Annotated in this window: 24 protein-coding genes and 1 rRNA gene; 18 read left to right on the forward strand and 7 right to left on the reverse strand. The window is 72.4% G+C overall.

What is annotated here, in order from left to right; all coding sequences use genetic code 11:
- From rrf to E2B92_RS24410, 9 genes are all read left to right on the forward strand, one after another.
- Positions 1-78, forward strand: a 5S ribosomal RNA gene (gene rrf / locus E2B92_RS24370); the annotation flags it as partial.
- 61 nt (positions 79-139) lie between these two features.
- Entirely contained in the window at positions 140-784 is a 645-nt protein-coding gene (locus E2B92_RS24375; protein WP_133087686.1) for an HAD family hydrolase, read from the forward strand.
- A 52-nt stretch (positions 785-836) separates the two neighbouring features.
- Entirely contained in the window at positions 837-2,006 is a 1,170-nt protein-coding gene (locus E2B92_RS24380) for an MFS transporter (RefSeq protein ID WP_133087687.1), read from the forward strand.
- Positions 1,975-3,150, forward strand: coding sequence for an acetoin utilization protein AcuC (locus E2B92_RS24385; RefSeq protein ID WP_126888980.1), 1,176 nt, complete (start codon positions 1,975-1,977; stop codon positions 3,148-3,150). Before E2B92_RS24380 ends, E2B92_RS24385 begins: the two co-directional genes overlap by 32 nt.
- A gap of 143 nt (positions 3,151-3,293) precedes the next feature.
- A complete protein-coding gene (locus E2B92_RS24390) occupies positions 3,294-4,109 on the forward strand; it encodes a phosphatase (RefSeq protein WP_126888981.1) in 816 nt (271 codons plus the stop codon).
- Positions 4,110-4,237: 128 nt separating this feature from the next.
- A complete protein-coding gene (locus E2B92_RS24395) occupies positions 4,238-4,450 on the forward strand; it encodes a helix-turn-helix domain-containing protein (protein WP_160159783.1) in 213 nt (70 codons plus the stop codon).
- A gap of 151 nt (positions 4,451-4,601) precedes the next feature.
- A complete protein-coding gene (locus E2B92_RS24400) occupies positions 4,602-4,700 on the forward strand; it encodes a 30S ribosomal protein bS22 (RefSeq protein WP_003948845.1) in 99 nt (32 codons plus the stop codon).
- 159 nt (positions 4,701-4,859) lie between these two features.
- Entirely contained in the window at positions 4,860-5,930 is a 1,071-nt protein-coding gene (locus tag E2B92_RS24405; protein WP_126888983.1) for an NAD-dependent epimerase/dehydratase family protein, read from the forward strand.
- Between the two features lie 17 nt (positions 5,931-5,947).
- Positions 5,948-7,012 carry a lysophospholipid acyltransferase family protein gene (locus E2B92_RS24410; protein WP_126888984.1) on the forward strand — a complete coding sequence of 355 codons (1,065 nt, stop codon included), beginning with the start codon at positions 5,948-5,950 and terminating at the stop codon, positions 7,010-7,012.
- A 99-nt stretch (positions 7,013-7,111) separates the two neighbouring features.
- Here E2B92_RS24410 and E2B92_RS24415 read toward each other — a convergent pair whose 3' ends face one another.
- The 3 genes from E2B92_RS24415 to E2B92_RS24425 all read right to left on the reverse strand — a co-directional run bounded on the left by E2B92_RS24415 (position 7,112) and on the right by E2B92_RS24425 (position 10,665).
- Positions 7,112-8,302 (reverse strand): DUF5667 domain-containing protein, encoded by a 1,191-nt coding sequence (locus tag E2B92_RS24415; protein WP_126888985.1) that lies wholly within the window; start codon positions 8,300-8,302, stop codon positions 7,112-7,114.
- A 247-nt stretch (positions 8,303-8,549) separates the two neighbouring features.
- On the reverse strand, positions 8,550-9,329 hold the full coding sequence (locus E2B92_RS24420) for an ECF subfamily RNA polymerase sigma factor, BldN family (RefSeq protein WP_126888986.1): 780 nt from the start codon (positions 9,327-9,329) through the stop codon (positions 8,550-8,552).
- 430 nt (positions 9,330-9,759) lie between these two features.
- A complete protein-coding gene (locus tag E2B92_RS24425; RefSeq protein WP_073753144.1) occupies positions 9,760-10,665 on the reverse strand; it encodes an HAD family hydrolase in 906 nt (301 codons plus the stop codon).
- Between the two features lie 101 nt (positions 10,666-10,766).
- Here E2B92_RS24425 and E2B92_RS24430 point away from each other — a divergent pair, with 101 nt between their 5' ends.
- The 6 genes from E2B92_RS24430 to hemB all read left to right on the forward strand — a co-directional run bounded on the left by E2B92_RS24430 (position 10,767) and on the right by hemB (position 17,377).
- A complete protein-coding gene (locus tag E2B92_RS24430) occupies positions 10,767-11,033 on the forward strand; it encodes a glutaredoxin family protein (RefSeq protein WP_126888507.1) in 267 nt (88 codons plus the stop codon).
- A 312-nt stretch (positions 11,034-11,345) separates the two neighbouring features.
- Positions 11,346-12,155, forward strand: coding sequence for a redox-sensing transcriptional repressor Rex (locus E2B92_RS24435; protein ID WP_126888506.1), 810 nt, complete (start codon positions 11,346-11,348; stop codon positions 12,153-12,155).
- The gene (locus tag E2B92_RS24440) at positions 12,152-13,507 is read left to right on the forward strand and encodes a glutamyl-tRNA reductase (RefSeq protein WP_126888505.1); all 1,356 of its coding nucleotides are present in this window, start codon (positions 12,152-12,154) and stop codon (positions 13,505-13,507) included. Before E2B92_RS24435 ends, E2B92_RS24440 begins: the two co-directional genes overlap by 4 nt.
- Positions 13,504-14,481 carry a hydroxymethylbilane synthase gene (gene hemC, locus E2B92_RS24445; protein ID WP_126888504.1) on the forward strand — a complete coding sequence of 326 codons (978 nt, stop codon included), beginning with the start codon at positions 13,504-13,506 and terminating at the stop codon, positions 14,479-14,481. Before E2B92_RS24440 ends, hemC begins: the two co-directional genes overlap by 4 nt.
- The gene (locus tag E2B92_RS24450) at positions 14,478-16,142 is read left to right on the forward strand and encodes a uroporphyrinogen-III synthase (RefSeq protein ID WP_126888503.1); all 1,665 of its coding nucleotides are present in this window, start codon (positions 14,478-14,480) and stop codon (positions 16,140-16,142) included. Before hemC ends, E2B92_RS24450 begins: the two co-directional genes overlap by 4 nt.
- Positions 16,143-16,381: 239 nt before the next feature.
- Complete coding sequence (gene hemB, locus E2B92_RS24455) at positions 16,382-17,377, forward strand: porphobilinogen synthase (RefSeq protein ID WP_126888502.1); 996 nt, start codon at positions 16,382-16,384, stop codon at positions 17,375-17,377.
- Positions 17,378-17,621: 244 nt separating this feature from the next.
- Here the strand turns inward: hemB and E2B92_RS24460 are convergent, their stop codons facing one another.
- The 3 genes from E2B92_RS24460 to E2B92_RS24470 all read right to left on the reverse strand — a co-directional run bounded on the left by E2B92_RS24460 (position 17,622) and on the right by E2B92_RS24470 (position 20,023).
- Positions 17,622-18,353: a DUF4253 domain-containing protein gene (locus tag E2B92_RS24460; RefSeq protein ID WP_126888501.1), complete on the reverse strand. Its 732-nt coding sequence runs from the start codon at positions 18,351-18,353 to the stop codon at positions 17,622-17,624.
- Positions 18,354-18,386: 33 nt separating this feature from the next.
- Positions 18,387-19,166, reverse strand: coding sequence for a hypothetical protein (locus E2B92_RS32740; protein ID WP_235023957.1), 780 nt, complete (start codon positions 19,164-19,166; stop codon positions 18,387-18,389).
- A 134-nt stretch (positions 19,167-19,300) separates the two neighbouring features.
- Entirely contained in the window at positions 19,301-20,023 is a 723-nt protein-coding gene (locus E2B92_RS24470; RefSeq protein WP_126888500.1) for a DUF4232 domain-containing protein, read from the reverse strand.
- 298 nt (positions 20,024-20,321) lie between these two features.
- On the opposite strand from E2B92_RS24470, the gene E2B92_RS24475 reads away from it, so the two are divergent.
- Positions 20,322-21,815, forward strand: a complete 1,494-nt coding sequence (locus tag E2B92_RS24475) for a helix-turn-helix domain-containing protein (RefSeq protein WP_133087688.1) — start codon at positions 20,322-20,324, stop codon at positions 21,813-21,815.
- A gap of 56 nt (positions 21,816-21,871) precedes the next feature.
- Here E2B92_RS24475 and argS read toward each other — a convergent pair whose 3' ends face one another.
- Positions 21,872-23,629 carry an arginine--tRNA ligase gene (gene argS / locus E2B92_RS24480; RefSeq protein WP_126889323.1) on the reverse strand — a complete coding sequence of 586 codons (1,758 nt, stop codon included), beginning with the start codon at positions 23,627-23,629 and terminating at the stop codon, positions 21,872-21,874.
- Between the two features lie 172 nt (positions 23,630-23,801).
- Between argS and lysS the strand changes: the two genes are divergently transcribed.
- Complete coding sequence (gene lysS / locus E2B92_RS24485) at positions 23,802-25,544, forward strand: lysine--tRNA ligase (RefSeq protein WP_126889324.1); 1,743 nt, start codon at positions 23,802-23,804, stop codon at positions 25,542-25,544.
- A 140-nt stretch (positions 25,545-25,684) separates the two neighbouring features.
- Positions 25,685-25,876 (forward strand): hypothetical protein, encoded by a 192-nt coding sequence (locus E2B92_RS24490; protein ID WP_235023958.1) that lies wholly within the window; start codon positions 25,685-25,687, stop codon positions 25,874-25,876.
- Positions 25,877-25,966 lie beyond the last annotated feature (90 nt).

The raw sequence follows: 25,966 nt of genomic DNA on the forward strand, positions 1-25,966 counted from the left end.
CCGAACCCGGAAGCTAAGCCTTTCAGCGCCGATGGTACTGCAGGGGGGACCCTGTGGGAGAGTAGGACGCCGCCGAACAAATTTTGTGGGAAAGCCCCGCACCTCTGGTGCGGGGCTTTTTCGCGTTTACAGTCGGGTTATGCGCTATGACTTGGTCATCTTCGACAATGACGGTGTGCTCGTGGACAGCGAGCCCGTCTCCAACACCATCCTGGCCGCGTACCTGACCGAGCTCGGGCACCCCACCACGTACGAGGACTCCCTGCGGGACTACATGGGCGCCGCGGTGCACCGCATTCACGATCTGGTGCTGGAGCGGTCCGGGCAGCGGCTGCCGGAGGACTTCGACGACATTTTCCACGCCCGTGTGTTCGCCGCGTTCGAGCGCGAGTTGCAGGTGGTCGCCGGCGTACCGGAGGTGCTGGAGAAGCTCGCCGCCGAGGGGGTGCCGTACTGCGTCGCGTCGTCCGGGAGCCATGAGCGGATTCGGGTCGGGCACCGGAAGACCGGGCTGGACCGGTGGTTCGGTGAGGGCACGGTCTTCAGCGCCCAGGACGTGGGGCGGGGGAAGCCGGCACCGGATCTGTTCCTGTACGCCGCCGAGCGGATGGGGGTGGCGCCCGAGCGGTGCGTGGTGGTCGAGGACTCTCCGTTGGGAGTGCGGGCCGCGCTGGCGGCGGGGATGGACGTGTACGGGTTCACCGCGATGACCCCGGCCGGGAAGCTGGCGGGGGCCAAGGGCTGCTTCGACGACATGGGGACGCTGATGGAACTGCTCGGGTGACGCGTGTGATCGGTCTACTCAGCGGTAGGTGAGCGCCCTACGCTGTGCCGCCATGACGGATGCGCGGTTGAGGCGTGGGCGGGGCTCGCTGGCGGTCTGCTTCTTCGTGCAGGGGGTGACGTTCGCGCTCCTGGTGACACGTATCCCCGCGATTCAGGACCGCTGCGGGATATCCGACTCCCTGCTGCCGGCCTTCCTGGCGGCCGTGCCCGTGCTCGCCGGTGTGGGGAGCGTGGCCGCCGGGAAGCTGGTGCGCCGGGTGGCGCCGAGCGCGGTGCTCCGGTGGGCGCAGCCGGTGGTGCTGCTCGCGCTCCTCGGGGTGGGCGCCGGGGAGCGGATGTGGCACGTGGCGGTCGCGCTCTCGGTGTTCGGGCTGGCCGTCGGGGCGCTCGACGCGTCGATGAACATGCTGGGCGTGAGCCTCCAGCACGCGTACGGACGCAGCATCATGCTCGGGTTCCACGCGGCGTACAGCCTGGGCGGGATCGTGGGGGCGTCGCTGGCCTGGGTGGCGGTGCACAGGGATGTGGCGCTGGGCGTGTCGTACCTGGCGGTCGTCGTGGTGGTGCTGCCGGCGGCGCTGGTGGGGAGCCGGTGGTACGTGGACGGGGGACGGGGAGGCGGGGAGGGGCCGGCGGGAGGCCGCGCGGCCGGGGTGCTGGTGCCGCTGTGCCTGGTGATGACGTTCGCGTACATCGGTGACTCGACGGTCTCCAACTGGAGCGCGAAGTACCTGACGGACGTGCTGGGCGGCTCGGAGGCGCTGGCGACGGTTCCGTACAACGCCTATATGGTCACGACCCTGTTGGGCCGGGCCGTGGGGGACCTGGGGGTGCGGCGGTTCGGTGCGGTGGCCGTGGTGCGGGGTGGGGCGGTGCTGGCGGCGGCCGGGTTCGGGGTGGTGGCCGGCGCGCCGGGGCCGGGGGCCGGGGTGGCGGGGTTCACGCTGCTCGGCGTCGGCCTGAGCGTGCTGGTGCCGCAGACGTTCGCCGCGGCGCGCGGTGACGCGGAGGTGGCGCGACTGAACGTCTTCAACTACGTGGGCTTCCTCGTCGGCTCGCCGCTGGTGGGTGCGCTGGGGGACGCGTGGAGTTACCGCGGGGCGATGCTGGTGCCCCTGGTGTTGGTGCTGGTGACGCTGCGGTATGCCCGGTCGTTCGGCGTTGAACGGGACCGATACGGTGGCGGGCATGAGCGGCCGCGCACTGTTGATGTGGGATGACGCACTGACCGGGTACGACTTCGGAGCCGGGCACCCGATGGACCCGGTGCGCCTCGCGCTGACCATGGGGTTGGTGCGGGCGTACGGGCTGGACCGTCAGGTGGACGTGGTGGCCGCGAAGCCGGCCGGGGACTCCACGCTGCGGCTGGTGCACCGTGAGGACTACGTGGCGGCCGTACGGGCGGCGTCGGCGGACCCGGGGGCGGCGGACCAGGCGTACGGGCTGGGAACGCTGGACGATCCGGCGTTCGCCGGGATGCACCAGGCGTCGGCGCTGATCGCGGGTCAGTCGGTCGGTGCGGCCGAGGCCGTGTGGCGGGGCGAGGCCGCGCACGCGGTGAACTTCGCGGGCGGGCTGCACCACGCGATGCCGGGTTCGGCGGCGGGCTTCTGCATCTACAACGACGCGTCCCTGGCGATCGCGCGGCTGCTGGAGCTGGGCGCCGAGCGGGTGGCGTACGTGGACGTGGACGTGCACCACGGGGATGGTGTGCAGGCGGCGTTCTGGGAGGACCCCCGGGTGCTGACCATCTCGCTGCACGAGCACCCGCGCACGCTGTTCCCGGGCACCGGGTGGCCGGAGGAGACGGGCGCGGCGGGGCCCGCCGAGGGCGGTGCGGCGAACGTGGCGCTGCCCGCCGGGACGGGCGACGCCGGCTGGCTGCGGGCGTTCCACGCGGTGGTGCCCGAGCTGCTGGCGGACTTCCGGCCCCAGGTGCTGGTGACGCAGCACGGGGCGGACACCCACTTCGAGGACCCGCTCGCGCACCTGGCGGTGTCCCTGGACGCCCAGCGGGCGGTCCAGGCGGCCTGCCACGACCTGGCCCACGAGTACGCCGACGGGCGCTGGGTCGCCCTGGGCGGCGGCGGGTACGCGGTCGTGGACGTCGTCCCGCGTTCGTGGACGCATCTGGTGGGCATCGCGGCGGGTGCTCCGGTGGAGCCCGAGTCGGTGATCCCGTCGTCGTGGCGGGACGAGGTGTACGCGCGGACGCGGCAGCTCGCGCCGGGGCGGATGACCGACGGGCGGTGGCCGCTGTCGTGGCGGGGCTGGGACGAGGGGTACGACCCGGCGGACCGGCTCGACCAGGCGGTGCTGGCGGCCCGCCGGGCGGTGTTCCCGCTGCGGGGGCTGCTGCCGTAGGGGAGCGGCCGGCGGGTGGTCCCTGCCTGGCGGGGAGGGCCGCCCTGGGGCACCCGCGCCCGCCTTCGGCGGGGTTACGCCAACTGTGGGGTGTCGCCAAGGTTTTGGCGCCCGCGCGGGGGTGGTGCGGCAGCATCGGCAGGGTGCTGAGTACCGGTGCGATGCGTGCGCATTTGTTGGCGGCCGGGCTGGCCGGTCCGGTGGCGACCTCGCGGGAGCAGAGTCTGCGGAGCTACCGCCTGTTCGCGGCCCGGGACCCCCGGGTGACCCTGGGGCTCGATCCGCTGTGGAGGTGGGACGAGCGGGACTTGTTACGGCTGATGGCGGACAAGTGCGGGGTCTCCGGCGACCCCGCGTACCGGTCCGGGCCCGACGTCATCGACCCGGAGCGGACACTGAGCGCGCTCGGCGCGTTCGCCGCGCGGCTGGCGGAGGCGGCCAGGAGACGGGCTCCGGTGCTGCTCGGGACCGGTCATCCACACCGACTGCTCGGTTTCTACGCCGGGCTCGCAGACGCTTTGTCGGCGGCCGGATGTCTCGTTCTCACACCCGCGCAGGGGCGATGTGTCGACATAACGACCCGGTTCGGCGTACGTACGTACAGTCTCGACTACGTACGGGGAGTCGCGTTGGTGCGGGAAGAAGGGGCCGAAGGCGCCGGTTGTGAGACCGGCGCACACACCCATTCCCCCCTCCCGGTCAGGGCAGCTCTGGAGGGTCTGGCGGACGCCGGAGGGCCCCTGCCGGAGCTCGTCGTGGGAGACCACGGATGGGTCTGCGGCGCAGGTCAGCTCGGTATTGAGGCCGTCGGCCTGGCCGACACGGACGACCCCGCGCTCTTCGTCGGGGAGGCCGAGGGACGGGTGTCCGTCGCCGTTCCCCTTGATGACGCTGTGCGGTCTGATTACTACCGACCGCTTACTCGCTATGTACTCAATCGAGCGTGTCTGTCACGGTAGGCGGCCGATGGCAGCTCCTCTTCCCCACTCGTATCACCCGCCCCTAGTCTGGTGAGTGAGCGCACCGCGACGAAGAGTCACCGGAGGGGAAGCCGGTGGGCGTTGCGGGCGGAAGGTACAGGTGGGTCATGGCTGCTGCTGGCGAGAGGCCTCTCAACGAGGTCAAGTTCCTGACCGTGGCGGAAGTCGCCGCGGTGATGCGAGTGTCGAAGATGACCGTGTACCGCTTGGTGCACAGCGGTCATCTGCCGGCGATCCGGGTGGGCAGGTCATTCCGGGTGCCGGAGCAAGCGGTTCACGAGTACCTCCGTGAGTCCTTTGTGGGGGTGGAGACGGCTTAGCCGCCGTCAGGGGAGTCCCATGTACCCCTCGGATTACAAGCTCGGCGCTCGGGCCGGTAGGCTAGACCGACGTAGGTCGTGTGGGCCCAGACGCCCCGCACCGAGATCCCCGCTTGTGCGGGGGTGTTCCGAGAAGTGAGCGAGGGTAGTCGTGGGCTCTGTTATCAAGAAGCGGCGTAAGCGGATGGCCAAGAAGAAGCACCGCAAGCTGCTCAAGCGCACCCGCGTTCAGCGTCGCAACAAGAAGTAAGCGACGGCTGTACGTGCGCCATTCGCGGCCCTTCCACCGGTTCCGGTGGGAGGGCCGCGGTGTTTCCCGCGTGACCCGTCGGGGTGCGGCGGTCATTACAGCGCACCATTCACCCGCTACGGTGGCCGGTAGGCGAGGACCGAACGGAAGGCGCTGATCTTGGGGAAGGTCGTGCTCGTCACCGGCGTGGCCCGGCAGCTCGGCGGCAGGTTCGTCCGCCGCATCCAGCGGGACCCGGAGGTGGAGCGGGTCATCGGCGTGGACGCCGTCCCGCCCGCCCACCAGTTGGGTGACGCGGAGTTCGTCCGTGCCGACATCCGCCAGCCCGCCATAGGGCGGGTCCTGGCCGAGTACGGGGTCGACACCGTCGTCCACATGGACGTCACCGGGACGCCGCTGGGCGCCGGCGGCCGGACTGCGGTCAAGGAGACCAACGTCATCGGCACCATGCAGCTCCTCGGGGCGTGCCAGAAGTCACCGACGGTCAGCCGCCTGGTGGTGAAGTCCAGTACGAGCGTGTACGGCTCCGCCCCCCGCGACCCGGCCGTCTTCATGGAGACGACACCGCCGAAGTCCCTGCCGAGCGGCGGCTTCGCGAAGGACGCCGTCGAGGTCGAGGGGTACGTGCGCGGCTTCGCGCGACGGCGGCCCGACGTGGCGGTGTGCGTGCTGCGGTTCGCCAACATCCTCGGGCCGGCCGCGGACTCGCCGCTGGCCGAGTACCTGTCGCTGCCCGTCCTGCCGACGGTGTTCGGCTACGACCCGCGGTTGCAGTTCGTCCACGAGGACGACGTCGTCGAGGTGCTGCGGATCGCCTCGCACGAGCCGCGGCGCGGCACGCTCAACAGCGGCACGTTCAACGTGGCCGGTGACGGTGTGCTGACGCTGTCGCAGTGCTCGAGGCGGCTGGGGCGCCCGACGGTGCCGGTGCCGCTGCCGGCGGTCACCTGGGTGGGTACGGCGCTGCGCACGGTCGGCGTGACGGACTTCTCGCCCGAGCAGATCCGGCTCCTGACGCACGGCCGGGTGGTGAGCACGGCGCAGATGCGCGAGACGCTCGGCTTCGCACCCACGTACACGACCGCGGAGACCTTCGCGGACTTCGCCCGCGGCCGGGGCCCGGGCCTGCTGCCGCCGGAGGCCCTCGCGGGGGCGGTCGACCGGATCGCCTCGTCGTCGCTGCCGTTGCTGGGCGGCGGCCGGGCGAAGACGACTCAGAGCGCCGGATGAGGGAGCGCGATTCAACGATGGCGGACGCCAAGGTCATTCCGTTCGACGACGACCGGTCGCGCGCGGGTGCGACCGGCCCCCGGCCGGGCCGCCGGCGGTCCCTGCTGGGCGGCGGCACCCGGCGGCGTACGGGCGAGGGCGGGGTGAGCGCCCTGCCGGGGCCTCAGACGCCCGGGGCGGCGGCCGGCACGGGCACGGACGGGGCACCGGAGGACGCGCGGGCCGGCACGGGTGCGGACGGCGGCGACTGGGAGCGGCGGATCGCCGGCGGGCTGGCCTTCCTGCGGCGGCGGATCACCGGCGAGTACGAGGTCGACGAGTTCGGGTACGACGAGGAGCTCACCGACCAGGTCCTGATGTCGCTGCTGCGGCCGCTGTACGAGAAGTACTTCCGCGTCGAGGTGAAGGGCATCGAGAACATCCCGTCCGAGGGCGGGGCGCTGGTGGTGGCGAACCATTCGGGGACGCTGCCGCTGGACGGGCTGATGATGCAGGTCGCCGTGCACGACAACCACCCGGCAGGGCGCCACCTGCGGCTCCTCGCCGCGGACCTGGTCTTCATGCTGCCGGTCGTCAACGAGCTGGCCCGCAAGGCGGGGCACACGCTGGCGTGCGCGGAGGACGCGGAGCGGCTGCTCCAGCGCGGTGAGGTCGTCGGGGTGATGCCGGAAGGCTTCAAGGGCATCGGGAAGCCCTTCGGCGAGCGCTACAAGCTCCAGCGGTTCGGCCGCGGCGGGTTCGTCTCGACCGCGCTGCGGGCGGGGGCGCCGATCGTCCCGTGTTCGATCGTGGGGGCGGAGGAGATCTACCCCATGATCGGTAACGCCAGGACGCTGGCACGGCTGCTGGGCTTCCCGTACTTCCCGATCACGCCCACGTTCCCCTGGCTCGGGCCGCTGGGGATGGTGCCGCTGCCGACGAAGTGGACCATCCAGTTCGGCGAGCCGATCCCGACGGACGGCTTCCCGCCGGAGGCGGCGGAGGACCCGATGCTGATGTTCAACCTGACGGACCAGGTGCGGGAACAGATCCAGCACACGCTCTACAAGCTTCTGGTGCAGCGGCGGTCGGTGTTCTTCTGAGGGCCGGTGTTCTTCTGAGCGGCGGGGGTCTTTGCGGCGGGGGTTTTGGGGGGCGGGGGGGGGGGGGGGCGCCCCCGGGGGGGGGCGCCCACCGCCGCTCTACCTCGCGTCTTCCTCGTCGATGCCCAGGCCGCCGATGATGCCCGGGAACAGCGGCGGGATCGTGACGTCCGGAGCGGGCGGCGGGGTGGACTGGGTGCCGCCGCCGGAGGGCGGTGCGGAGGTCGCCGGCTCCGGTTCGAGCAGCCCGCCCGTGTTGCCGCCGAGCAGGCCGTCGTCCTTCGCCGGGCCGGAGCCGGAACCGGAGGGGCCGGGCTTGCTGCTGCTGCCCGAGGGCCGGGACTCCGGGGCCGACGGGGACTGGTAGGAGGGGCGGGAGCCGGTGGAGTCCTCGGTGGCACCCGGCCGGCTCGAGCCCCGGCCGTCGCTCCGCTCCGGGGCCTGCGGCAGCTTGGACTGGAGCGGCCCGACCTCTTCGTCTATGGCGGCGAAGACGTCACTCACCTGGTCCCGTACGTCGGTGAGCTGGGCGGGCAGCCGGTCGCGCAGGCCGTTCCAGGCGTCCCGGTGGCTGCGGGCGAACGAACTGAGCGTGGCCATCGGCGCGATGGTGCCGTCCCGCTCGTAGGCCAGGCGGAGCAGCCGGTGGCCCTCGGAGGCGTCGTGCTGCATGCCGTTGAGCGCCCGCCGGATCTCGCCCAGGGACTCGTGGTCCAGCAACCCGGAGCGGTCGCGCTCCATCAGGCGGCGGGCCTCGCCCAGCCGGGTGGAAGCCTGGTTCAGGTAGATCTCGCCCCGGTCGGCGTCGTCGTCCGCCATACCGAGCTTGAGGTCTTCCATTCCGCGCTTCAGCCCGTACAGCGAGTCACCCGGGAGGGCGTCGGAACTGGCAGCGGCCACTCCGCTGAACGCGCCCGCCGCCACCCCGACCGTGAGCCCGCCGGCGGCGAGCCCCTTCGACCAGCGGGAGCGGGGGCGCAACCTCCGGAGCGCGGTGGCCCGGTGGGCTCCCCGCCCGGACGCCGCCCGCTGCTCCGGCACCGTAGGGCCCGCGGACGCGCTCCCCTCGGCGAACATCGCCTCCATGGCGGCGACGAGCTGTGCCCGCTGCACCACCTTCACGTCGGGGTCCAACTCCGGCTTCGGCAGCTCGCCGAGACCGCTCGCCAGGGCCAACAGCCGACCCTGTTCGGTCGGTTCGACCGATGCCTCGGGCTGCTCGGCCGCCTGCTCTTCCAGGGCCTGGGCGAAGGCGTTCGCCCGCCGGTGCGCCGATACGTTCGCGATCACTGGCGGCACCTCCTCTCGTCATGACGGTCGACTCCCCGGGGGGTCCGGAAGGTTGCACACCTTGAGCACATCCACACGAACGAGTGAGGGGCTGGGCTCGGGGTGCGACCACAGGGAGCCTGCATCCCGCACAACGAGCGTCTCGGCACTTGGGTTACGCACGAAAGATGATCGGACCAGCGCGTCATCGAGGCGTCACGGTAGGTGAGTTGGGGTGGACGGGCGGAGAGTCGGGGTGGACGGGCGGTCAGCGGGCGTCTTCGGGGAGCAGACGCGCCAGGGTCCGGACCGCCCGGTACTGGAGGGTCTTGATCGCGCCCTCGTTCTTGCCCATGACCCGGGCGGTCTCGGCGACCGACAGGCCCTGGAGGAAGCGCAGGGTCACGCACTCCTGCTGCTGCGGGTTCAGCTTGCGCACGGCCTCGAGGAGGGCCGCGTTGGAGAGGGACTCCAGGACCGAGTCCTCCGGGCTGCGCTCGACCTCGTTGGCGTCCAGCATTTCGCCGGTGGTCACTTCCAGTCGGAAACGGCTCGACTTGAAGTGGTCGGCGACCAGGTTGCGAGCGATGGTGACCAGCCAGGCACCGAAATCGCGCCCCTGCCACGTGAAGGTGGAGATGCGGCGCAGGGCGCGCAGGAACGTCTCGCTGGTCAGGTCCTCGGCCGTCGCCTTCCCGCCGACGCGGTAGTAGATGTAGCGGTAGACGGTGTCGCTGTACTGGTCGTACAGGCGGCCGAAGGCTTCGGCCTCGCCGGCCTGGGCGCGCTCGACCAGCTCCATCATGCGTGCGCTGTCGCTGTCGGCGGTGGGCCGTCGGGCGGTGGTCGAGGTGCCCGAACCGCCCCGGCCGCCGCGTCTCCCGACGGCTGCGCCGCCGTCGGCGAGGGCATAGCAAGGACCGGCGAGTGCCGGTGAGGCGAAGGCCGGGACGGCGTACGCGGTGGGGACGAAGCCGCGCAGATGGTCGAGGACCGTCGCGCGGAGCGTAGCCAGGCCCGAGGCGTCAACCCCGACGTGTGGGTACACGGGACTCCCAGAGGCAGAGCTTCCATCACGTGCAGTACGGAACCGTTCACCCGTCGTAGCGACGCGAGGGGGTCCCGTATGCGTTTGAGGAGAATAACGCTTAGTGCAGGGAGCGCTACACCGAGTTGCTCAAATCATCGATTCAGTCGCTTCTGTTACGTCTACGCGGCTGATCAAGTCGCACTTCGTGACCAGTTATTGATCGGATTACTTCCAGTTCTGGCTGAGTGCGGGATCTCTTGTGGCCGAGTGCGGGCGGCGCGACTGCCCGGGGCCGGAGGGGGGTAAGAAGCCCGGATTGGCCACGACCCGGAGGGCGGCGCGGGCGGCACGGGTGGGTGCGGGGCGGGTGCGGGCGGCACGGGTGGGTGCGGGTCGGCGGGCCAGGTGCCCCGGGTGCCCGGGACGGCCGCGTGGGCGGCGCGGGGGGTCAGCGGCGGCGGCGGTGGAGGGCGACCGCGGCGGCCGTGCCGCCGGCCAGGGCGCCGACGCCCGCGGCGGCCGGGATGCCGACCTTGGCGGCCTTGCGGCCCGTCCGGTAGTCGCGCAGCCGCCATTCGCGCTCGCGCGCGTACCTGCGGAGCTTGGTGTCCGGGTTGATGGCGTACGGGTGGCCCACCAGCGACAGCATCGGGATGTCGTTGTGGCTGTCGCTGTACGCCGCGCACCGCGAGAGGTCCAGGCCCTCCGCGGCGGCCAGGGCACGGACCGCCTCCGCCTTGGCCGGGCCGTGCAGCGGCTCGCCGACGAGCTTGCCGGTGTAGACGCCGTCCACGGATTCGGCGACCGTGCCGAGGGCGCCGGTCAGGCCCAGGCGGCGGGCGATGATGGTCGCCGTCTCCACGGGGGCCGCCGTGACCAGCCAGACCCTCTGGCCGGCGTCCAGGTGGGCCTGCGCCAGGGCGCGGGTGCCGGGCCAGATGCGGTCGGCCATGTACTCGTCGTAGATCTCCTCGCCGATGGTCATCAGCTCGGAGACGCGGTGGCCCTTGACGATGGACAGCGCGCTGTCGCGGGCGTCCTGCATGTGCTCGGGGTCCTCGACGCCTGCCAGCCGGAACCACGCCTGCTGCCAGGCGAACCGGGCGAGCTCGCGGCGCTGGAAGAACTTCCGCTTGTACAGTCCGCGGCCGAAGTGGAAGATCGCGGCGCCCTGCATCACCGTGTTGTCGAGGTCGAAGAAGGCGGCGGCGTGCTCGTCGCCGGGGACGGGGAACTGGGGTTCGGGCGCCGGCTGCGAGGTCTTGCGGGCCGCCTCGGCCGACGCCTCGCCCGCCAGCACGCTGCGCGCGGTGGCGGAACGCCTGTGCGGAGTGAGCCATCCCAGTGCGGCCATGTCGTGAGCATAGCCACTGTGTTCGGTCCTTCCCGACGTGTGGGGATGCCATGGCGTGAACTCTGTGCGGCGGCGGCATGGCCCGGACGGAGAATAGGGGCATGTTCGGACGTACGAAGAAGAAGGCCGGCCCGCGCACGGTGACCCTCATCGGGAAGCCCGGGTGCCACCTGTGCGACGACGCGCGGGAGGTGATCCGGGAGGTGTGCGCCGAGACGGGCGCGCTGTGGGAGGAGAAGGACATCCTCCAGGATGAGGAACTGCACCGGGCGTACTGGGAGCAGATTCCGGTTGTGCTGGTGGACGGTGAGCAGCACACGTTCTGGAAGGTGGACGCCGGGCGGCTGCGGCGGGCCCTGGAGGCCTGAGCGGTGCCCCGGCGGCCCGCGGCGGCCGGGCGGCGTGACCGGGAAAGGCGGTTACCATCGTGTGCGTTTTGTTGCGGTTCGGGGGCGAGGTCATGAGGAGTGTGTACAGCTTTGCCCCCTTCGGCTCGCGAACGGACTGAGGTTCACCTTGGTTCCGGGATGGCGCGAACGATTCGCGTGAGCCCGGTCACTTTGCGCGGACAAAATGGACACCATCTTTGTGCACGCGTTCACAAAGACATAGCCTGCTGTCGACGGGGCGGTCTTGGTACGTATGGCCGCCTGCAGCCCCGCTCATCCCGCAGGAGCATCGTGGCAACTGGCCGAACACACCGACCGGCGACCCGCAGCCGAGGAATCCCCGAGGCCACCGTCGCCAGGCTTCCGCTGTATCTGCGGGCGCTCACCGCACTGTCGGAGCGCTCCGTGCCGACGGTCTCCTCCGAGGAGCTCGCGGCGGCGGCGGGCGTCAATTCCGCGAAGCTGCGCAAGGACTTCTCGTACCTCGGCTCCTACGGCACCCGCGGTGTGGGGTACGACGTCGAGTACCTCGTCTACCAGATCTCGCGCGAGCTGGGGCTCACCCAGGACTGGCCGATCGTCATGGTCGGTATCGGTAACCTCGGCGCCGCCCTCGCCAACTACGGCGGGTTCGCCTCCCGTGGCTTCCGCGTGGCCGCGCTGATCGACGCCGACCCCGCGATGGTCGGCAAGCCGGTCGCCGGCATCCCCGTCCAGTTCATCGACGACCTGGAGAAGATCGTCGAGGAGAACGGCGTCTCCATCGGCGTCATCGCCACGCCCGCCGGCGCCGCGCAGCAGGTCTGCGACCGGCTCGTCGCGGCCGGGGTGACCTCCATCCTGAACTTCGCGCCGACCGTGCTGTCCGTGCCCGACGGGGTGGACGTGCGCAAGGTCGACCTCTCCATCGAGCTCCAGATCCTCGCCTTCCACGAGCAGCGCAAGGCCGGCGAGGAGCCGGGCGCGGGCGGCGAGGCCGTCCTGCCTCCCTCCCCCGCGGCCTCCGCCGTGGCGGGCGCCCCCCTGCGGGGCGCGGCCGCCACCGCCGCCGAGGAGCGGAAGGGGCCTGACGGGGACATGCCCGCGGTGATGCCGGCATGAGCCTCCTGGTCGTCGGCCTCAGCCACCGCAGCGCCCCCGTCAGCGTGCTGGAGCGGGCCTCCCTCGACTCCGACACGCGGAGCAAGCTGCTCCAGGACACCCTCGCCGCCGAACCGGCCGCCGAGGCCACCGTCCTGGCCACCTGCAACCGCATCGAGCTCTACGCCGACGTGGACAAGTTCCACGCGGGCGTCGCCGAGCTCTCCACGCTGCTCGCCCAGCACAGCGGGGTCGGGCTGGAGGAGCTCACCCCCTACCTCTACGTGCACTACGAGGACCGCGCCGTCCACCACCTGTTCTCGGTGGCCTGCGGGCTCGACTCCATGGTCGTCGGCGAGGGGCAGATCCTCGGCCAGATCAAGGACGCCCTCGCGCGCGGCCAGGAGATGCACACCGCGGGCAGGCTGCTGAACGACCTGTTCCAGCAGGCGCTGCGGGTCGGCAAGCGGGCCCACAGCGAGACCGGCATCGACCGGGCCGGTCAGTCGCTCGTCACCTTCGGGCTGGAGCAGCTCGCCGCGGGCGCGGACGTGGCCGGCTGGGCCGAGGGCAAGCGGGCCCTCGTCATCGGCGCCGGCTCCATGTCCTCGCTGGCCGCCGCCACCCTCGCACGGGCCGGAGTGGGCGAGATCGTCATCGCCAACCGGACCGTGGAACGCGCCGAGCGGCTCGTACAGATCCTCACCGAGCCCGGCGGCACGGGCGTGGCCGCCCGGGCCGTGCCCATGGAGTCCGTGGGCGGCGAACTGACACGTGCCGACGTCGTCGTCTCCTGCACCGGCGCCACGGGCCTGGTGCTGACGGGCGCCGCCGTGGAGAGCGCGATGGCCGGCCGTACGGCGCCGCTCGCGCTGCTCGACCTGGCCATGCCCCGGGACATCGACGCCGCCGTGCACCGGCAGGCCGGCGTCCGGCTCGTCGACATCGAGTCGCTCGCCGAGGCCTCCGCCGACGCGCCGATGGCCGCCGACGTGGACCGGGTGCGCGGCATCGTCGCCGACGAGGTCGCCGCCTTCGGCGCCGCCCAGCGCGCCGCGCACATCACGCCGACCGTCGTGGCGCTGCGCACCATGGCCGCCGACGTCGTCGCGGGCGAGATGGCCCGGCTGGAGGGCCGGCTGCCCGGCCTCGACGACAAGCAGCGCGCCGAGATCACCCAGACCGTGCGCCGTGTGGTGGACAAGCTCCTCCACGCGCCGACCGTACGGGTCAAGCAGCTCGCCAGCGAGCCCGGCGGCGCGGGGTACGCGGACGCGCTGCGCACACTCTTCGACCTCGACCCGGAGACGGTCGCCTCCGTCAGCCGGGCCGACGTCAACGAAGCCGATCTTAAGAACCGAGGGCGAGTATGACCGAGAGGGCCCAGAGGGCTGAGAGGGCACTGAGGCTCGGGACCAGGCGCAGCAAGCTCGCCATGGCCCAGTCCGGGCACGTCGCGGAGGCGGTCCGGAAGCTGACCGGGCGCCCCGTGGAACTCGTGGAGATCACCACGTACGGCGACACCTCCCGCGAGCACCTCGCGCAGATCGGCGGCACCGGCGTCTTCGTCACCGCGCTGCGCGACGCGCTGCTCGCCGGCGAGGTCGACTTCGCGGTCCACTCGCTGAAGGACCTGCCGACCGCGCAGCCCGACGACCTGGTGCTCGCCGCGATCCCGCGGCGCGAGGACCCGCGCGACGTGCTGGTCGCCCGGGACGGGCTGCGGTTCGAGGAGCTTCCGGCCGGGGCCCGCGTGGGCACCGGTTCGCCGCGGCGCATGGCGCAGCTCAACGCGTACGCGCGCAGCCACGGCATGGAGATCGAGTGCGTCGCCATCCGGGGGAATGTCGACACGCGCATCGGCTACGTACGCAACGGGGAGCTGGACGCGGTGGTTCTCGCCGCGGCCGGTCTCAACCGGATCGGGCGTAGTGACGAGGTGACCGACTTCCTGTCGGTCGACACGGTTCTGCCCGCGCCCGGTCAGGGCGCGCTGGCGATCGAGTGCACGGCGGCCAATACCGACCTCGCCGCCGCGCTCGCGGAGCTCGACGACCCGCACACCCGGGCCGCCGTGACCGCCGAGCGGTCCCTGCTCGCCGCCCTGGAGGCCGGCTGCTCCGCACCCGTGGGTGCGCTTGCCGACCTCCTGGCCGATGGGCAGGTTGTTCATGAGATGCGCCTGCGGGGCGTCGTCGGCACGACCGACGGCTCCACGCTGGTGCAGTTGTCCACCACCGGTCCCGTACCCATGTCGCACGGCGACGCTGTCGCGCTCGGTCGCGAGCTCGCGTCCGAGATGCTCGCCAAGGGTGCGGCCGGTCTTATGGGGGAGCGAGCACTTTGAGCCCCACCACTGCATCCAAGGCTTCCTCCGCGTACTCCGCGTGCGGGCACGTCACCTTCCTGGGCGCCGGACCCGGTGATCCGGGACTGCTGACTCTGCGCGCCGTCGAGGCGCTGGCGGGCGCCGACGTACTGATCGCCGAGCCGGATGTGCTCGAGGTCGTACGCGGTCATGCGCGGGCGGGCGTGAGCACGCCTGAGCTGACGGTTGTTGACGATGCGTCAATGACCGCCGGAGTCCCCGTGTTGAGGGATGCGACCAATCTTGTCATGGAGGCCGCGCGGGGCGGCAAGCGGGTCGTGCGTGCGATCAGCGGCGACCCGGGGCTCGACGGCAACGCGGGCGCCGAGATGCTCGCGTGCGCCGCGGAGGGCATCCCCTTCGAGGTGGTGCCCGGTGTCGCCGCGGCCGTGGGCGTGCCCGCGTACGCCGGTGTGCCGCTGCGCGACGCGGAGGGCGCCGACGTGCGCTTCGTGGACGCCCGGACCGCGAGCGAGCGGTGCTGGACGGAGGTCGGGACGAGCGACGGCACGGTGGTCGTGTCGACGACCCTCGACTCCGTGGCCGCCGCGGCCGGTGAGCTGGTGTCGGCGGGCCGTAAGCCCGACACCCCGCTGACCGTCACCGTGGCCGGGACGACCACCCGGCAGCGGACGTGGACCGCGACGCTCGGCTCCATCGCGCAGGTGCTCAAGCAGGCGAAGGTGCTGCCCTCGCCGGAGGGCCACCAGCCCGTCATAGCGGTGGTCGGTGAGCGCAGCGCCACCGCCCAGCGCGACCAGCTCGCCTGGTTCGAGTCCAAGCCGCTGTTCGGCTGGAAGGTCCTCGTCCCGCGCACCAAGGAGCAGGCGGCGTCGCTGTCCGACCAGCTCCGGTCCTACGGCGCGGTGCCGAGCGAGGTCCCGACCATAGCCGTCGAGCCGCCGCGCACGCCGCAGCAGATGGAGCGCGCGGTCAAGGGCCTCGTCACCGGGCGGTACGAGTGGATCGCCTTCACCTCCGTCAACGCGGTCAAGGCCGTGCGGGAGAAGTTCGAGGAGTACGGGCTCGACGCCCGCGCCTTCGCCGGGATCAAGGTCGCGGCGGTGGGCGAGCAGACGGCTGCCGCGCTGGTCGAGTTCGGTGTGAAGCCCGACCTCGTGCCGAGCGGGGAGCAGTCGGCGGCGGGCCTGCTGGAGGACTGGCCGCCGTACGACCCGGTCTTCGACCCCATCGACCGGGTGTTCCTGCCGCGGGCCGACATCGCGACCGAGACGCTGGTCGCGGGGCTCATCGAGCTCGGGTGGGAGGTCGACGACGTCACCGCCTACCGGACCGTGCGCGCCTCGCCGCCGCCGGCGGAGACGCGTGAGGCGATCAAGGGCGGTGGGTTCGACGCCGTGCTGTTCACGTCGTCGTCGACGGTGCGGAACCTCGTCGGCATCGCCGGCAAGCCGCACAACGTGACGGTCATCGCCTGCATCGGCCCGGCGACCGCCAAGACGGCGGAGGAGCACGGGCTGCGGGTGGACGTGCTGTCGCCCGAGCCGTCCGTGCACAAGCTGGCCGAGGCGCTCGCCGAGTTCGGGCTCCGGCGGCGGGCGGCCGCGCTGGAGGCCGGTGACCCGGTCACCCGGCCCAGCGAGCGCCGCCCGGGCGCGCGTCGGCGGCGCACGACCTGACGGTCGGGCGCGCGGCGGCGCGGTGTGGTGCCGGTGGCGCGGCTTGCCGGGCGGGCGGGTGTTCGGCGGGACGGTGGTGTGCTTCCCGGCCGGGCGGTGCGGCTTGGCGGTCGGGCGCGCGGCGGCGCGGTGTGGTGGGGGCGTTCCCGGTGGGGGCGTCCCCGCACGGCTCCCGCGTGCGTGGTGTGCCCGGCAGGCTGTCGGCAAGAGCATCGGGTGCGCGGGCGTAGCGTGGGCGTATGACTTCGTACGGATCCTTCCCCGGTGCGCGGCCGCGGCGGCTGCGGACGACTCCCGTGATGCGGCGCATGGTCGCGGAGACGCGGCTGCACCCGGCCGACCTGATCCTGCCCGCGTTCGTGCGCGAGGGGGTGAGCGAGCCGGTGCCCATCGGGGCGATGCCCGGCGTCGTGCAGCACACGCGGGACACCCTGCGGAAGGCCGCGGTGGAGGCGGTCGAGGCCGGGGTCTCCGGCATCATGCTCTTCGGCGTGCCGGAGGACGCGAAGAAGGACGCGCTCGGGACGGCGGGGACCGACCCGGACGGGATTCTGCAGGTCGCGATCCGGGACGTGCGGGCCGAGGTCGGGGACGACCTGGTCATCATGTCGGACCTGTGCCTCGACGAGTACACCGACCACGGGCACTGCGGCGTGCTGGACCAGGAGGGGCGCGTCGACAATGACGCGACCCTGGAGCGGTACGCCGAGATGGCGCAGGTCCAGGCGGACGCGGGCGTCCATGTCGTGGGGCCCAGCGGCATGATGGACGGGCAGGTCGGGGTGGTCCGGGACGCCCTGGACACCATCGGCAAGGAGGACGTGGCGATCCTCGCCTACACGGCGAAGTACGCGTCGGCGTTCTACGGGCCCTTCCGCGAGGCGGTCGGGTCGTCGCTGAAGGGCGACCGCAAGACCTACCAGCAGGACGCGGCGAACCTCCGGGAGTCGCTGCGGGAGCTGGCGCTGGACCTGGAGGAGGGCGCCGACATGGTGATGGTCAAGCCGGCCGGGCCCTATCTGGACGTGCTGGCGAAGGTCGCGGAGCGGGTGGACGTGCCCCTCGCCGCGTACCAGATCAGCGGTGAGTACGCGATGATCGAGGCCGCCGCCGAGAAGGGCTGGATCGAGCGGGACAAGGCGATTCTGGAGTCCCTCACCGGCATCAAGCGGGCGGGCGCGCAGATGATCCTCACCTACTGGGCGACGGAGGTCGCCCAGAGGCTCAGGGGTTAGGGCGCGTCTGTCGGATCTTGGCGGGCTCGCGTGCCCTGGCACGCGCTCCCCCTGCCTGCGGCGGGGGGACCCCCAGCGGCGTTGTCGTCGGTCGCCAATGTCCCCCGTAGCCCTACGGGCACGGGAGGTGCCCCCACCGCAGTGGCTCCTCCCCCTGCCTTCGGCGGGGGGACCCCCACCTCCGCCTTGCATCCACACGCACCAGACCCCGCTCCCTGATCCGGCCTGATCCAAAAGACACGCCCTAGTCCCACCAGAACGTCCAGTCGGGGCGGTCGAGCACCTCCTCGTCCGCGTAGGCGCGCAGGGTGTCGTACCCGTCCCGGACGCCGTCGGGGCAGAACGCGTGGTGCTCGGCCGCCACGGCGAGCGCGTCGGCCGGGGTGCGGGGCGGCGCCGCGACGGAGACGGTGAGCACGTCGGGCCCCAGGCCCACCACCCGTATGCCGAACCGGTCCTCCCAGGAGCGGAGCACGGCGGAGAGCCGGACGGGCTCGGTGTGCTCCCTGGCGCCGCCCCAGCCGAGGACGGCCGGGATGTCGGCGCTGCGGCGGGCCGGGACCAGGGCGCCCCGGGCCCCCTTCAACAGGTCGTCAGCCCCGGTCAGTTCGGCCGCCAGGCGGGCGGCGGCGTCGTCCGGGCCGGAGCCGGTGGCCGCGCGGGACGCCGGGGCGAGACCGGGCCAGGCGGCGGAGAAGGGCTCGGGGGCGCCGCCGCTGTCCTCCTCCGCCAGCTCGTCCCAGAGCCCGGCCAGGGTCGTGGCCGCGTCGTGGTCGTCGGGGTCGGCCACCAGGCCGGTGTGGAGGTACTGGGTCTCGGTGAGCAGCACCGGCTGCATCCCGGTGGCTTCCCGGGCACGCAGGAGGTGCGCCCACGTGTCGGGCGTCGCGGGCTCGTCCGCGTACCAGAGCGACGGCTGGACGCGCAGGGTGCCGGGCGGGAGGTCCAGGCCCAGCGCGTTCGGGTTGATGACCATGGAACGACCTTAGGCGGCGCCACTGACAATGACTCAGGGCCGGGACTCGTACAGGGCGGTGTGGTAGTGGCCGTCGGTTTCCCGGCCCGTGGGGTCCAGGCCAGCGAGCCGTACGGCACGGACGGCGGCGCGCTGTTCCTCCGGGTCCGTGAACGCCCGCTGCGGATACGTGCGGTCGGGGTCCGTACGGGTGGTGAGGCCGAAGCCCGCCAGGCACGAGGCGATGGGCGCGTACGGAACCGTGCGCAGGGCGAAGGCGCTCACCCAGACCGGGCGCTGTGCGCATTCGAGCAGCGCGGCGAAGGTGCGGCGGCTGAGGAAACTGGCACCGCCGGTCAGGGTGATGAGGCCGACGTCGGCCATGGCGGCCATCAGGGCGGGGCCGGGCACGTGCTCTTCGAGGTTGTCGGAGTGGACGCCGTCGAGGAGGCCGACCGCGCGGGCGTAGTCGAGGGCGTGCCGGGCGATGTCGAGGCCGAGGACGCGGACGGCGCCGGGCCGGCGCCTGGCGCCGTAGAACTCCTTGTCGTACTCGATGAGTTCGGCGGTCGTCAGGCGCGCGGCCATGGGGCTGGTGTAGTGGGCGTACAGGTCGGCGAGGGTCAGGTCGTGGTTGAGCAGGGCGGCGTTGATGCCGTACGAGCAGCACAGGTCCAGGACGGTGAGGCCGGGGTCCGCGCGTTCGGCGACGGTGCGGCGGAAGACGGCCTGGGCGTGGTGCGGGATCTCGTAGGACAGCGGCGCGAGCCGGGTGAAGTAGGCGCGCGGGTCGGGGCGGTCGTAGATGTCGTCGAAGCTGGTCATGCCGTGCATGCGTTCCTCCTGCAACCGGGTCGGCGCAGGCATCCTGTCTCGCCGCACGCCCCCGGCGGTGGGCGCAACGGGGGCGCATGGGCGCAGACGGGTCACAGGTGGCTCGATGTGTCGCGTGGTGGGCGCGGCGGGGTTCAGTGCATGAGCGCGTCGTCCATGGAGCGCAGCCAGTGGGTGACGCTCGCGGAGCTGTCGGTGTACGTGGCGGCGGGCAGCGTGATCACGGCGGGCGCGGCGTCCGTCGAACCCTCGCCGCTGCGCGGGGCGAAGCGCACCTCGAGCGTGCGGGCAGTGCCGCCGTGGCTGCCGCTCCCGTCGGCGGCCGCCAGCGTGATGGACGCGTAGGCCGACTCGCCGGGAGCGACGGTGACCACGGCATGCGGCTTGCTGGCGTCGTTGACGGGCGTGGTGGCCTGCGCGTCGTCGAAGCGGAGCAGCGGCGCGTGGTAGGCGTCGCACGGCTGTGCGCCGGTGTTGGTGAGGGTGAGCAGGCCGTGGTTCAGGGGGCGGCTGACGGGCGTGTAGGTGACCTTGACGTCGGCGCCGCACGGCTCGGTGGCGGGGGCGCCGGAGCCCGGTTCCCCCTGCGCGCCGCCGGTGGGGGTGGCGGCGGGCTTGCCGGGGGACGAACCGTCGCCGGCCGGCGTGCCGGTCGCACCACCGCTGGTCGCCCCGGAGGACGCCTGGCCGGGCGTCGCCCCGTCGGGGGTCGCCCGGTCGGGCGTCGGGATCGCCTTCGCGGCGGGGGAGGCGGGCGTGGGCGTGGCCGAGGGGTTCTCCTGGCAGGCGGTGAGCGACAGCGCGGCCAGGAGGGCGGTCGCGGCGGCGGCGGTGGTGCGGGTGCGGAAGGTGCGCATGGTGGTTCGTACTCCCCCGTGGGTGATGGTCAGTGACGGTTGATCAGTGCGATGACGACGGCCGCGCAGGCGATCAGTACGCCGGTGGCGCAGGCGTCGGTGAGGTGGAGGCGGCGGAGCGGCCGCATCGGTGTTCCCCCTTGCGGTGGTGCTGGACACACCGTGCCGGGCGGCGTGATTCACGGGCAATCGGCACGGGAGAATGGGGAACGCTGGAACGCCGGAACGGCCGTGACCTGCAGGTTCGTTGAGTGCCTGGAACGCCGTCCCGGAATGGTGCCGTAGAGGGGAACGCTGGGTGGGGACCGAGACGGAAGGCTTCGCGGAGGCGTTGCGCGGGCTGAAGGAGCGCTCTGGGCTCAGCTACGGCGTGCTCGCCAAGCGGGCCCACATGAGCACCTCGACGCTGCACCGGTACTGCAACGGGGACGCCGTGCCCACGGAGTTCGCCCCCGTGGAGCGGCTCGCGCGGCTGTGCGGCGCGTCCCGCGACGAGATGGTGGCGCTGCACCGGCGCTGGATCGTCGCGGACGACGCCAAGCGGCGTGGGCGGGCGGCCGCGATGCAGGGGGTGGCGGGTGCGGGTGATGCGTCGGCGGAGACGGGGGCCGGGGCAGGGAGCGCTCGTGACGCGCCGGAGGAAGCGGGGGCGGGTGACGCGCCGCCGGAAACGGGCGCGGGTGCTGCGTCGCCGGAGACGGGGGCCGTTGCGGCGGGTGCGGGTGACGCTCCGGCGGGAGCGGGGGCCGACGACCCGGGGGCGCCGCCTCCGGGGCCGGCGGACGACGAACCCGTGACCGTGCTCGCGGCCGCGCCCACCGGGGAGCCCGCCCACCAGGGGTCCCGGCGCCGGATCAGGCTCGTCGCCGCGGCGGCGGCCCTCGTCGTGCTGACCGCCTCCACCGCGCTGGCCCTGGCCATGGGCTCCGGCTCGCCCGGCCCCGCCGGTGCCGGGGCCGGACCCGGCACCGCCCGGTCCGCCACCGCGCCCGCGTCCGCGTCCGCCGGCCCGTCCGGCTCTCCCGCCACCGGCGCCCCCACGGCACCGTCACCGTCCGCCCCCACCGGCACGCCCACCCCGGCCGCCGGGGCCACCGCGCCCTCCGCCGCGCCGTCCGGGGCCACGCCGCCCAGGAGCGCCGTGCCGGACCGGCGCGACGGAGGCGTACCGCTGACCGTGGACGTACGCCCGTACGTCTGGCGCGATCCGTGCAGCCAGGTGTACGTGGTGGACCAGCCGCCCGCGCGGGTGCCGCCGCCCCCCTCGGAGCAGGAGGCGCGGGGCTGGGTGACCGCCCTGGGCGGGGCGCCCGGCGGCGACATGCTGATGGAGCTCGCCGTGCAGGGCACCGGCGAGGACACCGTGGTCCTTCACGCACTGCACGTACGGGTGGTGGAGAAGGACGCGCCGCTGCCGTGGAACGCGTACACCATGGGCGTGGGCTGCGGGGGAGACATGACGCCGCAGAGCTTCGACGTCAACCTGGACGCGGCACGGCCGCGCGCCGTGCCCGTGGCCGGACGGCAGGGCGACCGGGAGATCCCGGCGGGCGACTTCCCGTACACGGCGTCCGCGAGCGATCCGCAGGTGCTGCGGGTGACCGCGCACACGGCCGGGTACTCCGTGCGCTGGTACCTGGAGCTGGAGTGGAGCAGCGAGGGCCGGCGGGGGACGCTGCGGATCGACGACCGGGGCCGTCCGTTCGCCATCAGCGCCATCACCGGGCGCCCCGCGTACGACCACCCCCTCGGCGGGAGCGGCTGGATCCCGCACGTGTCGGGCGAGGGCTGAGGAGGCGGTCGTCCCGGTCGCCGCGCCGAGGGGCGCGGCGACCGGGCGCGCGTCGGTCAGAGGCGCTCGGGGGTGCGGATGCCGAGGAGCGCCATGCCCTGGTGGAGGGTGCGGGCCGTGAGGTCGCACAGGAACAGGCGGTTCTCGACCTGCTCGGGGGTGTCGGCCTTGAGGACCGGGCACTCCGAGTAGAACGCCGTGTAGTGGGACGCGAGCTGGTAGAGGTACGCGGCCAGCTTGTGCGGCTCGTACGAGTCCGCCACCTCGGCCAGCGTCTCGCCGAACTGGTCCAGGTGCAGGCCCAGGGCGCGCTCGGCCGGGGCCAGGGCGATCTCCGGGTGGGCGGCGGGCCTGGCCTCGCCGGCCTTGCGGATGATCGACTTGATCCGGGCGTACGCGTACTGGAGGTAGACGGACGTGTCGCCGTTGAGCGACACCATCTGGTCCAGGTCGAACTTGTAGTCGCGGGACGCGGAGGTGGACAGGTCGGCGTACTTGATCGCGCCGATGCCGACCTGGGCGGCGCGCTCGGCGATCTCGTCCTCGGTCAGGTCCTGGGCCTTCTCGCGCACCACGGCCGCAGCCCGCTCGATCGCCTCGTCCAGCAGGTCGACCAGCCGCACCGTCTCGCCCTCACGGGTCTTGAACGGCTTGCCGTCCTTGCCCAGGACCGTGCCGAAGGCGAGCTGGACGGCGTGCACCTGGTCGCCCAGCCAGCCCGCGCGGCGGGCGGTCTCGAAGACCATCTTGAAGTGGAGCGACTGGCGGGCGTCCACGACGTACACCAGGGTGTCCGCGCCGAGCTTCTGGACGCGGTCGCGGATGGCGGACAGGTCGGTGGCCGCGTAGCCGTAACCGCCGTTGGACTTCTTGACGATCAGCGGGACCGGGTTGCCGTCCGGGCCCTTGACGTCGTCGAAGAAGACGCACAGCGCGCCCTCGGAGCGGACCGCGACGCCGGATTCCTCCAGCAGGCGGCAGGTCTCGTCCAGCATGTCGTTGTAGCCGGACTCGCCGACCACGTCCGGGTCGTTGATCTCCATGTCCAGCTTGTTGAAGACCGAGTAGAAGTAGATCTTCGACTCGTCGACGAACCGCTGCCACAGGGCGAGAGTTTCCGTGTCACCGGACTGGAGGGCCACCACCCGGTCGCGAGAGCGGGCCTTGAACTCCTCGTCGGAGTCGAACAGGGCACGGGCGGCCTTGTAGAGGCGGTTCAGGTTGGACATGGCCTCCTCGCCGGAGGTGGCCGAGTCCTTGTGGTCCAGCTCGTGCGGGTGCTCGATCAGGTACTGGATGAGCATGCCGAACTGGGTGCCCCAGTCGCCGATGTGGTGGCGGCGGATCACCTTCTCGCCCGCGAATTCCAGGATCTTGACCATGGCGTCGCCGATGACGGCGGAGCGGAGGTGCCCGACGTGCATCTCCTTCGCCACGTTCGGCTGGGCGTAGTCGATCACCGTGGTGCCGGCGCTCGCGGCGTACGGCACGCCGAGGCGGTCGTCGGCGGCGCGGGCGGCGAGGGTGTCCAGGATCGCCTTGTCGCTGACGGTGATGTTGAGGAAGCCGGGGCCGGAGACCTCGATGTCCTCGAGGACGTCATTGGCGGGGATGGCTCCGACGACCTTGGTCGCCAGCTCGCGCGGGTTGCCCTTGAGCTTCTTGGCCAGGGCCAGGATGCCGTTGGCCTGGAAGTCGGCCCGGTCGCTTCGTCGCAGCAGCGGGTCGGCGGAGCCGGCCTCCGGCAGGGCTGCCGTCAGGGCGTCCGCGAGGCGCTGCTGCACGGTCGAAGCGAGGGAAGGGACCGAGGCCATGAGCTTCCGTTCCTGTCGTGGTGGTGAATGCCTATTCCGGTTGTCAAGTGTCCCATGGGTCCGCAAGCTCTTTGTCGTGGCTTTGCCCGGCCTGTGGACAACCTCGGGGGACGTCGTTCCGTCTGGGAGAATGTCTTACGCCAGCCTTCGAGAAGACCGAGGAATCAAGGACGTGCCGATCGTGGCTCAGAGCAGCACCGAGACCGACTGGGTCTCCCGTTTCGCGGACGAGGTCATCGCCGAATCGGAGCGACGTGCGCCTGGGAAACCGGTCGTGGTCGCCTCCGGGCTGTCGCCGTCGGGCCCCATCCACCTGGGCAACCTCCGCGAGGTCATGACCCCGCACCTGGTGGCCGACGAGATCCGGCGGCGGGGGTACGAGGTCCGGCACCTGATCTCCTGGGACGACTACGACCGGTACCGCAAGGTGCCGGCCGGTGTGCCCGGCGTCGACGACTCCTGGCAGGAGCACATCGGCAAGCCGCTGACCTCGGTCCCGGCCCCGGCCGGCTCCGCGTACGCGAACTGGGCGGAGCACTTCAAGGCCGGGATGACCGCGGCGCTGGCCGAGCTGGGCGTGGAGTACGACGGCATCAGCCAGACCGAGCAGTACACCTCCGGCGTGTACCGCGAGCAGATCCTGCACGCGATGCGGCACCGGGCGGCGATCGACGCGATCCTCGACCGGTACCGCACGAAGGACAAGGCGACCGGCAAGCCGAAGAAGCAGCAGCAGAAGCCGGTCGACGAGGCCGAGCTGGTCGCCGAGGAGGGCTCCGGCGCGGCCGGCGAGGACGACGGCTCCGGCGGCACCGGCGGCTACTTCCCGTACAAGCCGTACTGCGGGCAGTGCGGCAAGGACCTGACCACCGTCACCTCCTACGACGACGAGTCGACGGAGATGGCCTACGACTGCGCCTGCGGCTTCTCCGAGACGGTGAAGCTGAGCGAGTTCAACCGCGGCAAGCTGGTCTGGAAGGTCGACTGGCCGATGCGCTGGGCCTACGAGGGCGTGATCTTCGAGCCCAGCGGTGTCGACCACTCCTCGCCCGGCTCGTCGTTCGTCGTGGGCGGGCAGATCGTGCGCGAGGTGTTCGACGGCGTCCAGCCGATCGGCCCGATGTACGCGTTCGTCGGCATCTCGGGCATGGCGAAGATGTCGTCCTCGAAGGGCGGCGTGCCCACCCCGGCCGACGCGCTCCAGATCATGGAGGCGCCGCTGCTGCGCTGGCTGTACGCGCGCCGCAAGCCCAACCAGGCCTTCAAGATCGCCTTCGACCAGGAGATCCAGCGGCTGTACGACGAGTGGGACAAGCTGGAGGCCAAGGTCGCCGACGGCAGTGTGCTGCCGGCCGACGCCGCCGCCCACTCCCGCGCGGTGCGCACGGCGGCCGGTGAGCTGCCGCGTACGCCCCGCCCCCTGCCGTACCGCACGCTCGCCTCGGTCGTCGACATCACCGCCGGCCACGACGAGCAGACGCTGCGCATCCTGAGCGAGCTCGACCCGGCCACCCCGCTGTCCTCGCTCGACGAGGCCCGCCCCCGGCTGGACCGCGCGGAGAACTGGATCTCCACCCAGGTCCCGGCCGAGCAGCGCACCATCGTCCGCTCCGCGCCCGACACCGAGCTGCTCGGCTCGCTGGACGAGGAGGGCCGCGAGTCGCTGCGGCTGCTGCTGGAGGGCCTGGACAGCCACTGGTCGCTGGACGGTCTCACCACGCTCGTCTACGGCGTGCCGAAGGTGATGGCCGGGCTCGACCCGGAGGCGAAGCCGACGCCGGAGCTGAAGGTCGCCCAGCGCACCTTCTTCGCCCTGCTGTACCAGCTCCTGGTGGGCCGGGACACCGGTCCGCGGCTGCCCACGCTGCTGCTGGCGGTCGGCGCGGACCGGGTGCGCAAGCTGCTCGGCGCCTGACGCCCCGCTCCTCGGAGGGCTCTCACCCGCGGGTGAGAGCCCTCCGGGCGTTTCTGCATCCTTCGGATGACCCGGGTCTCGGTCCGCCGCAGGACGTTTCCGGGCGGCCGGGACGGGACCGTGGAGCCATGAAGGAGATCGTGGCAATCATCGGTTGGTTCACCGGCATCCAGGGCGCGCTCGGCGTCGCCGGACGGACCTTCGGGGACGGGCCCTGGGGCCTGCTCCACAAGTGGTGGGAGATCCCGACGGCCGGGTACGCCGTGATCGCGGTACTGGGCGCGGTCCTCGCCGTGTACGGCGAGATGGCGAAGGTCCGGGCGAAGCGGTGAGCGGCCCGGGGCCGGCGGCGGGGCGGGGGCGGGGAGGCGTTCGGGGGTCGGACGGGGAGGGGTTCGCCGGTGGGTGGCGAGGAGGTTCGC

It is taken from the genome of Streptomyces sp. WAC05374, assembly GCF_004353505.1.
In the GTDB taxonomy this organism is placed as follows: domain Bacteria; phylum Actinomycetota; class Actinomycetes; order Streptomycetales; family Streptomycetaceae; genus Streptomyces.

Coding starts and splice junctions, on each gene's coding strand:
- E2B92_RS24380 (WP_133087687.1), top strand. CDS start 837: ATGACGGATGCGCGGTTGAGGCGTGGGCGGGGCTCGCTGGCGGTCTGC.
- E2B92_RS24430 (WP_126888507.1), top strand. CDS start 10,767: ATGTTCGGACGTACGAAGAAGAAGGCCGGCCCGCGCACGGTGACCCTC.
- E2B92_RS24440 (WP_126888505.1), top strand. CDS start 12,152: ATGAGCCTCCTGGTCGTCGGCCTCAGCCACCGCAGCGCCCCCGTCAGC.
- E2B92_RS24385 (WP_126888980.1), top strand. CDS start 1,975: ATGAGCGGCCGCGCACTGTTGATGTGGGATGACGCACTGACCGGGTAC.
- hemC (WP_126888504.1), top strand. CDS start 13,504: ATGACCGAGAGGGCCCAGAGGGCTGAGAGGGCACTGAGGCTCGGGACC.
- E2B92_RS24460 (WP_126888501.1), bottom strand. CDS start 18,353: ATGGTCATCAACCCGAACGCGCTGGGCCTGGACCTCCCGCCCGGCACC.
- E2B92_RS32740 (WP_235023957.1), bottom strand. CDS start 19,166: ATGCACGGCATGACCAGCTTCGACGACATCTACGACCGCCCCGACCCG.
- E2B92_RS24470 (WP_126888500.1), bottom strand. CDS start 20,023: ATGCGCACCTTCCGCACCCGCACCACCGCCGCCGCCGCGACCGCCCTC.
- E2B92_RS24425 (WP_073753144.1), bottom strand. CDS start 10,665: ATGGCCGCACTGGGATGGCTCACTCCGCACAGGCGTTCCGCCACCGCG.
- E2B92_RS24375 (WP_133087686.1), top strand. CDS start 140: ATGCGCTATGACTTGGTCATCTTCGACAATGACGGTGTGCTCGTGGAC.
- E2B92_RS24395 (WP_160159783.1), top strand. CDS start 4,238: ATGGCTGCTGCTGGCGAGAGGCCTCTCAACGAGGTCAAGTTCCTGACC.
- hemB (WP_126888502.1), top strand. CDS start 16,382: ATGACTTCGTACGGATCCTTCCCCGGTGCGCGGCCGCGGCGGCTGCGG.
- E2B92_RS24410 (WP_126888984.1), top strand. CDS start 5,948: ATGGCGGACGCCAAGGTCATTCCGTTCGACGACGACCGGTCGCGCGCG.
- argS (WP_126889323.1), bottom strand. CDS start 23,629: ATGGCCTCGGTCCCTTCCCTCGCTTCGACCGTGCAGCAGCGCCTCGCG.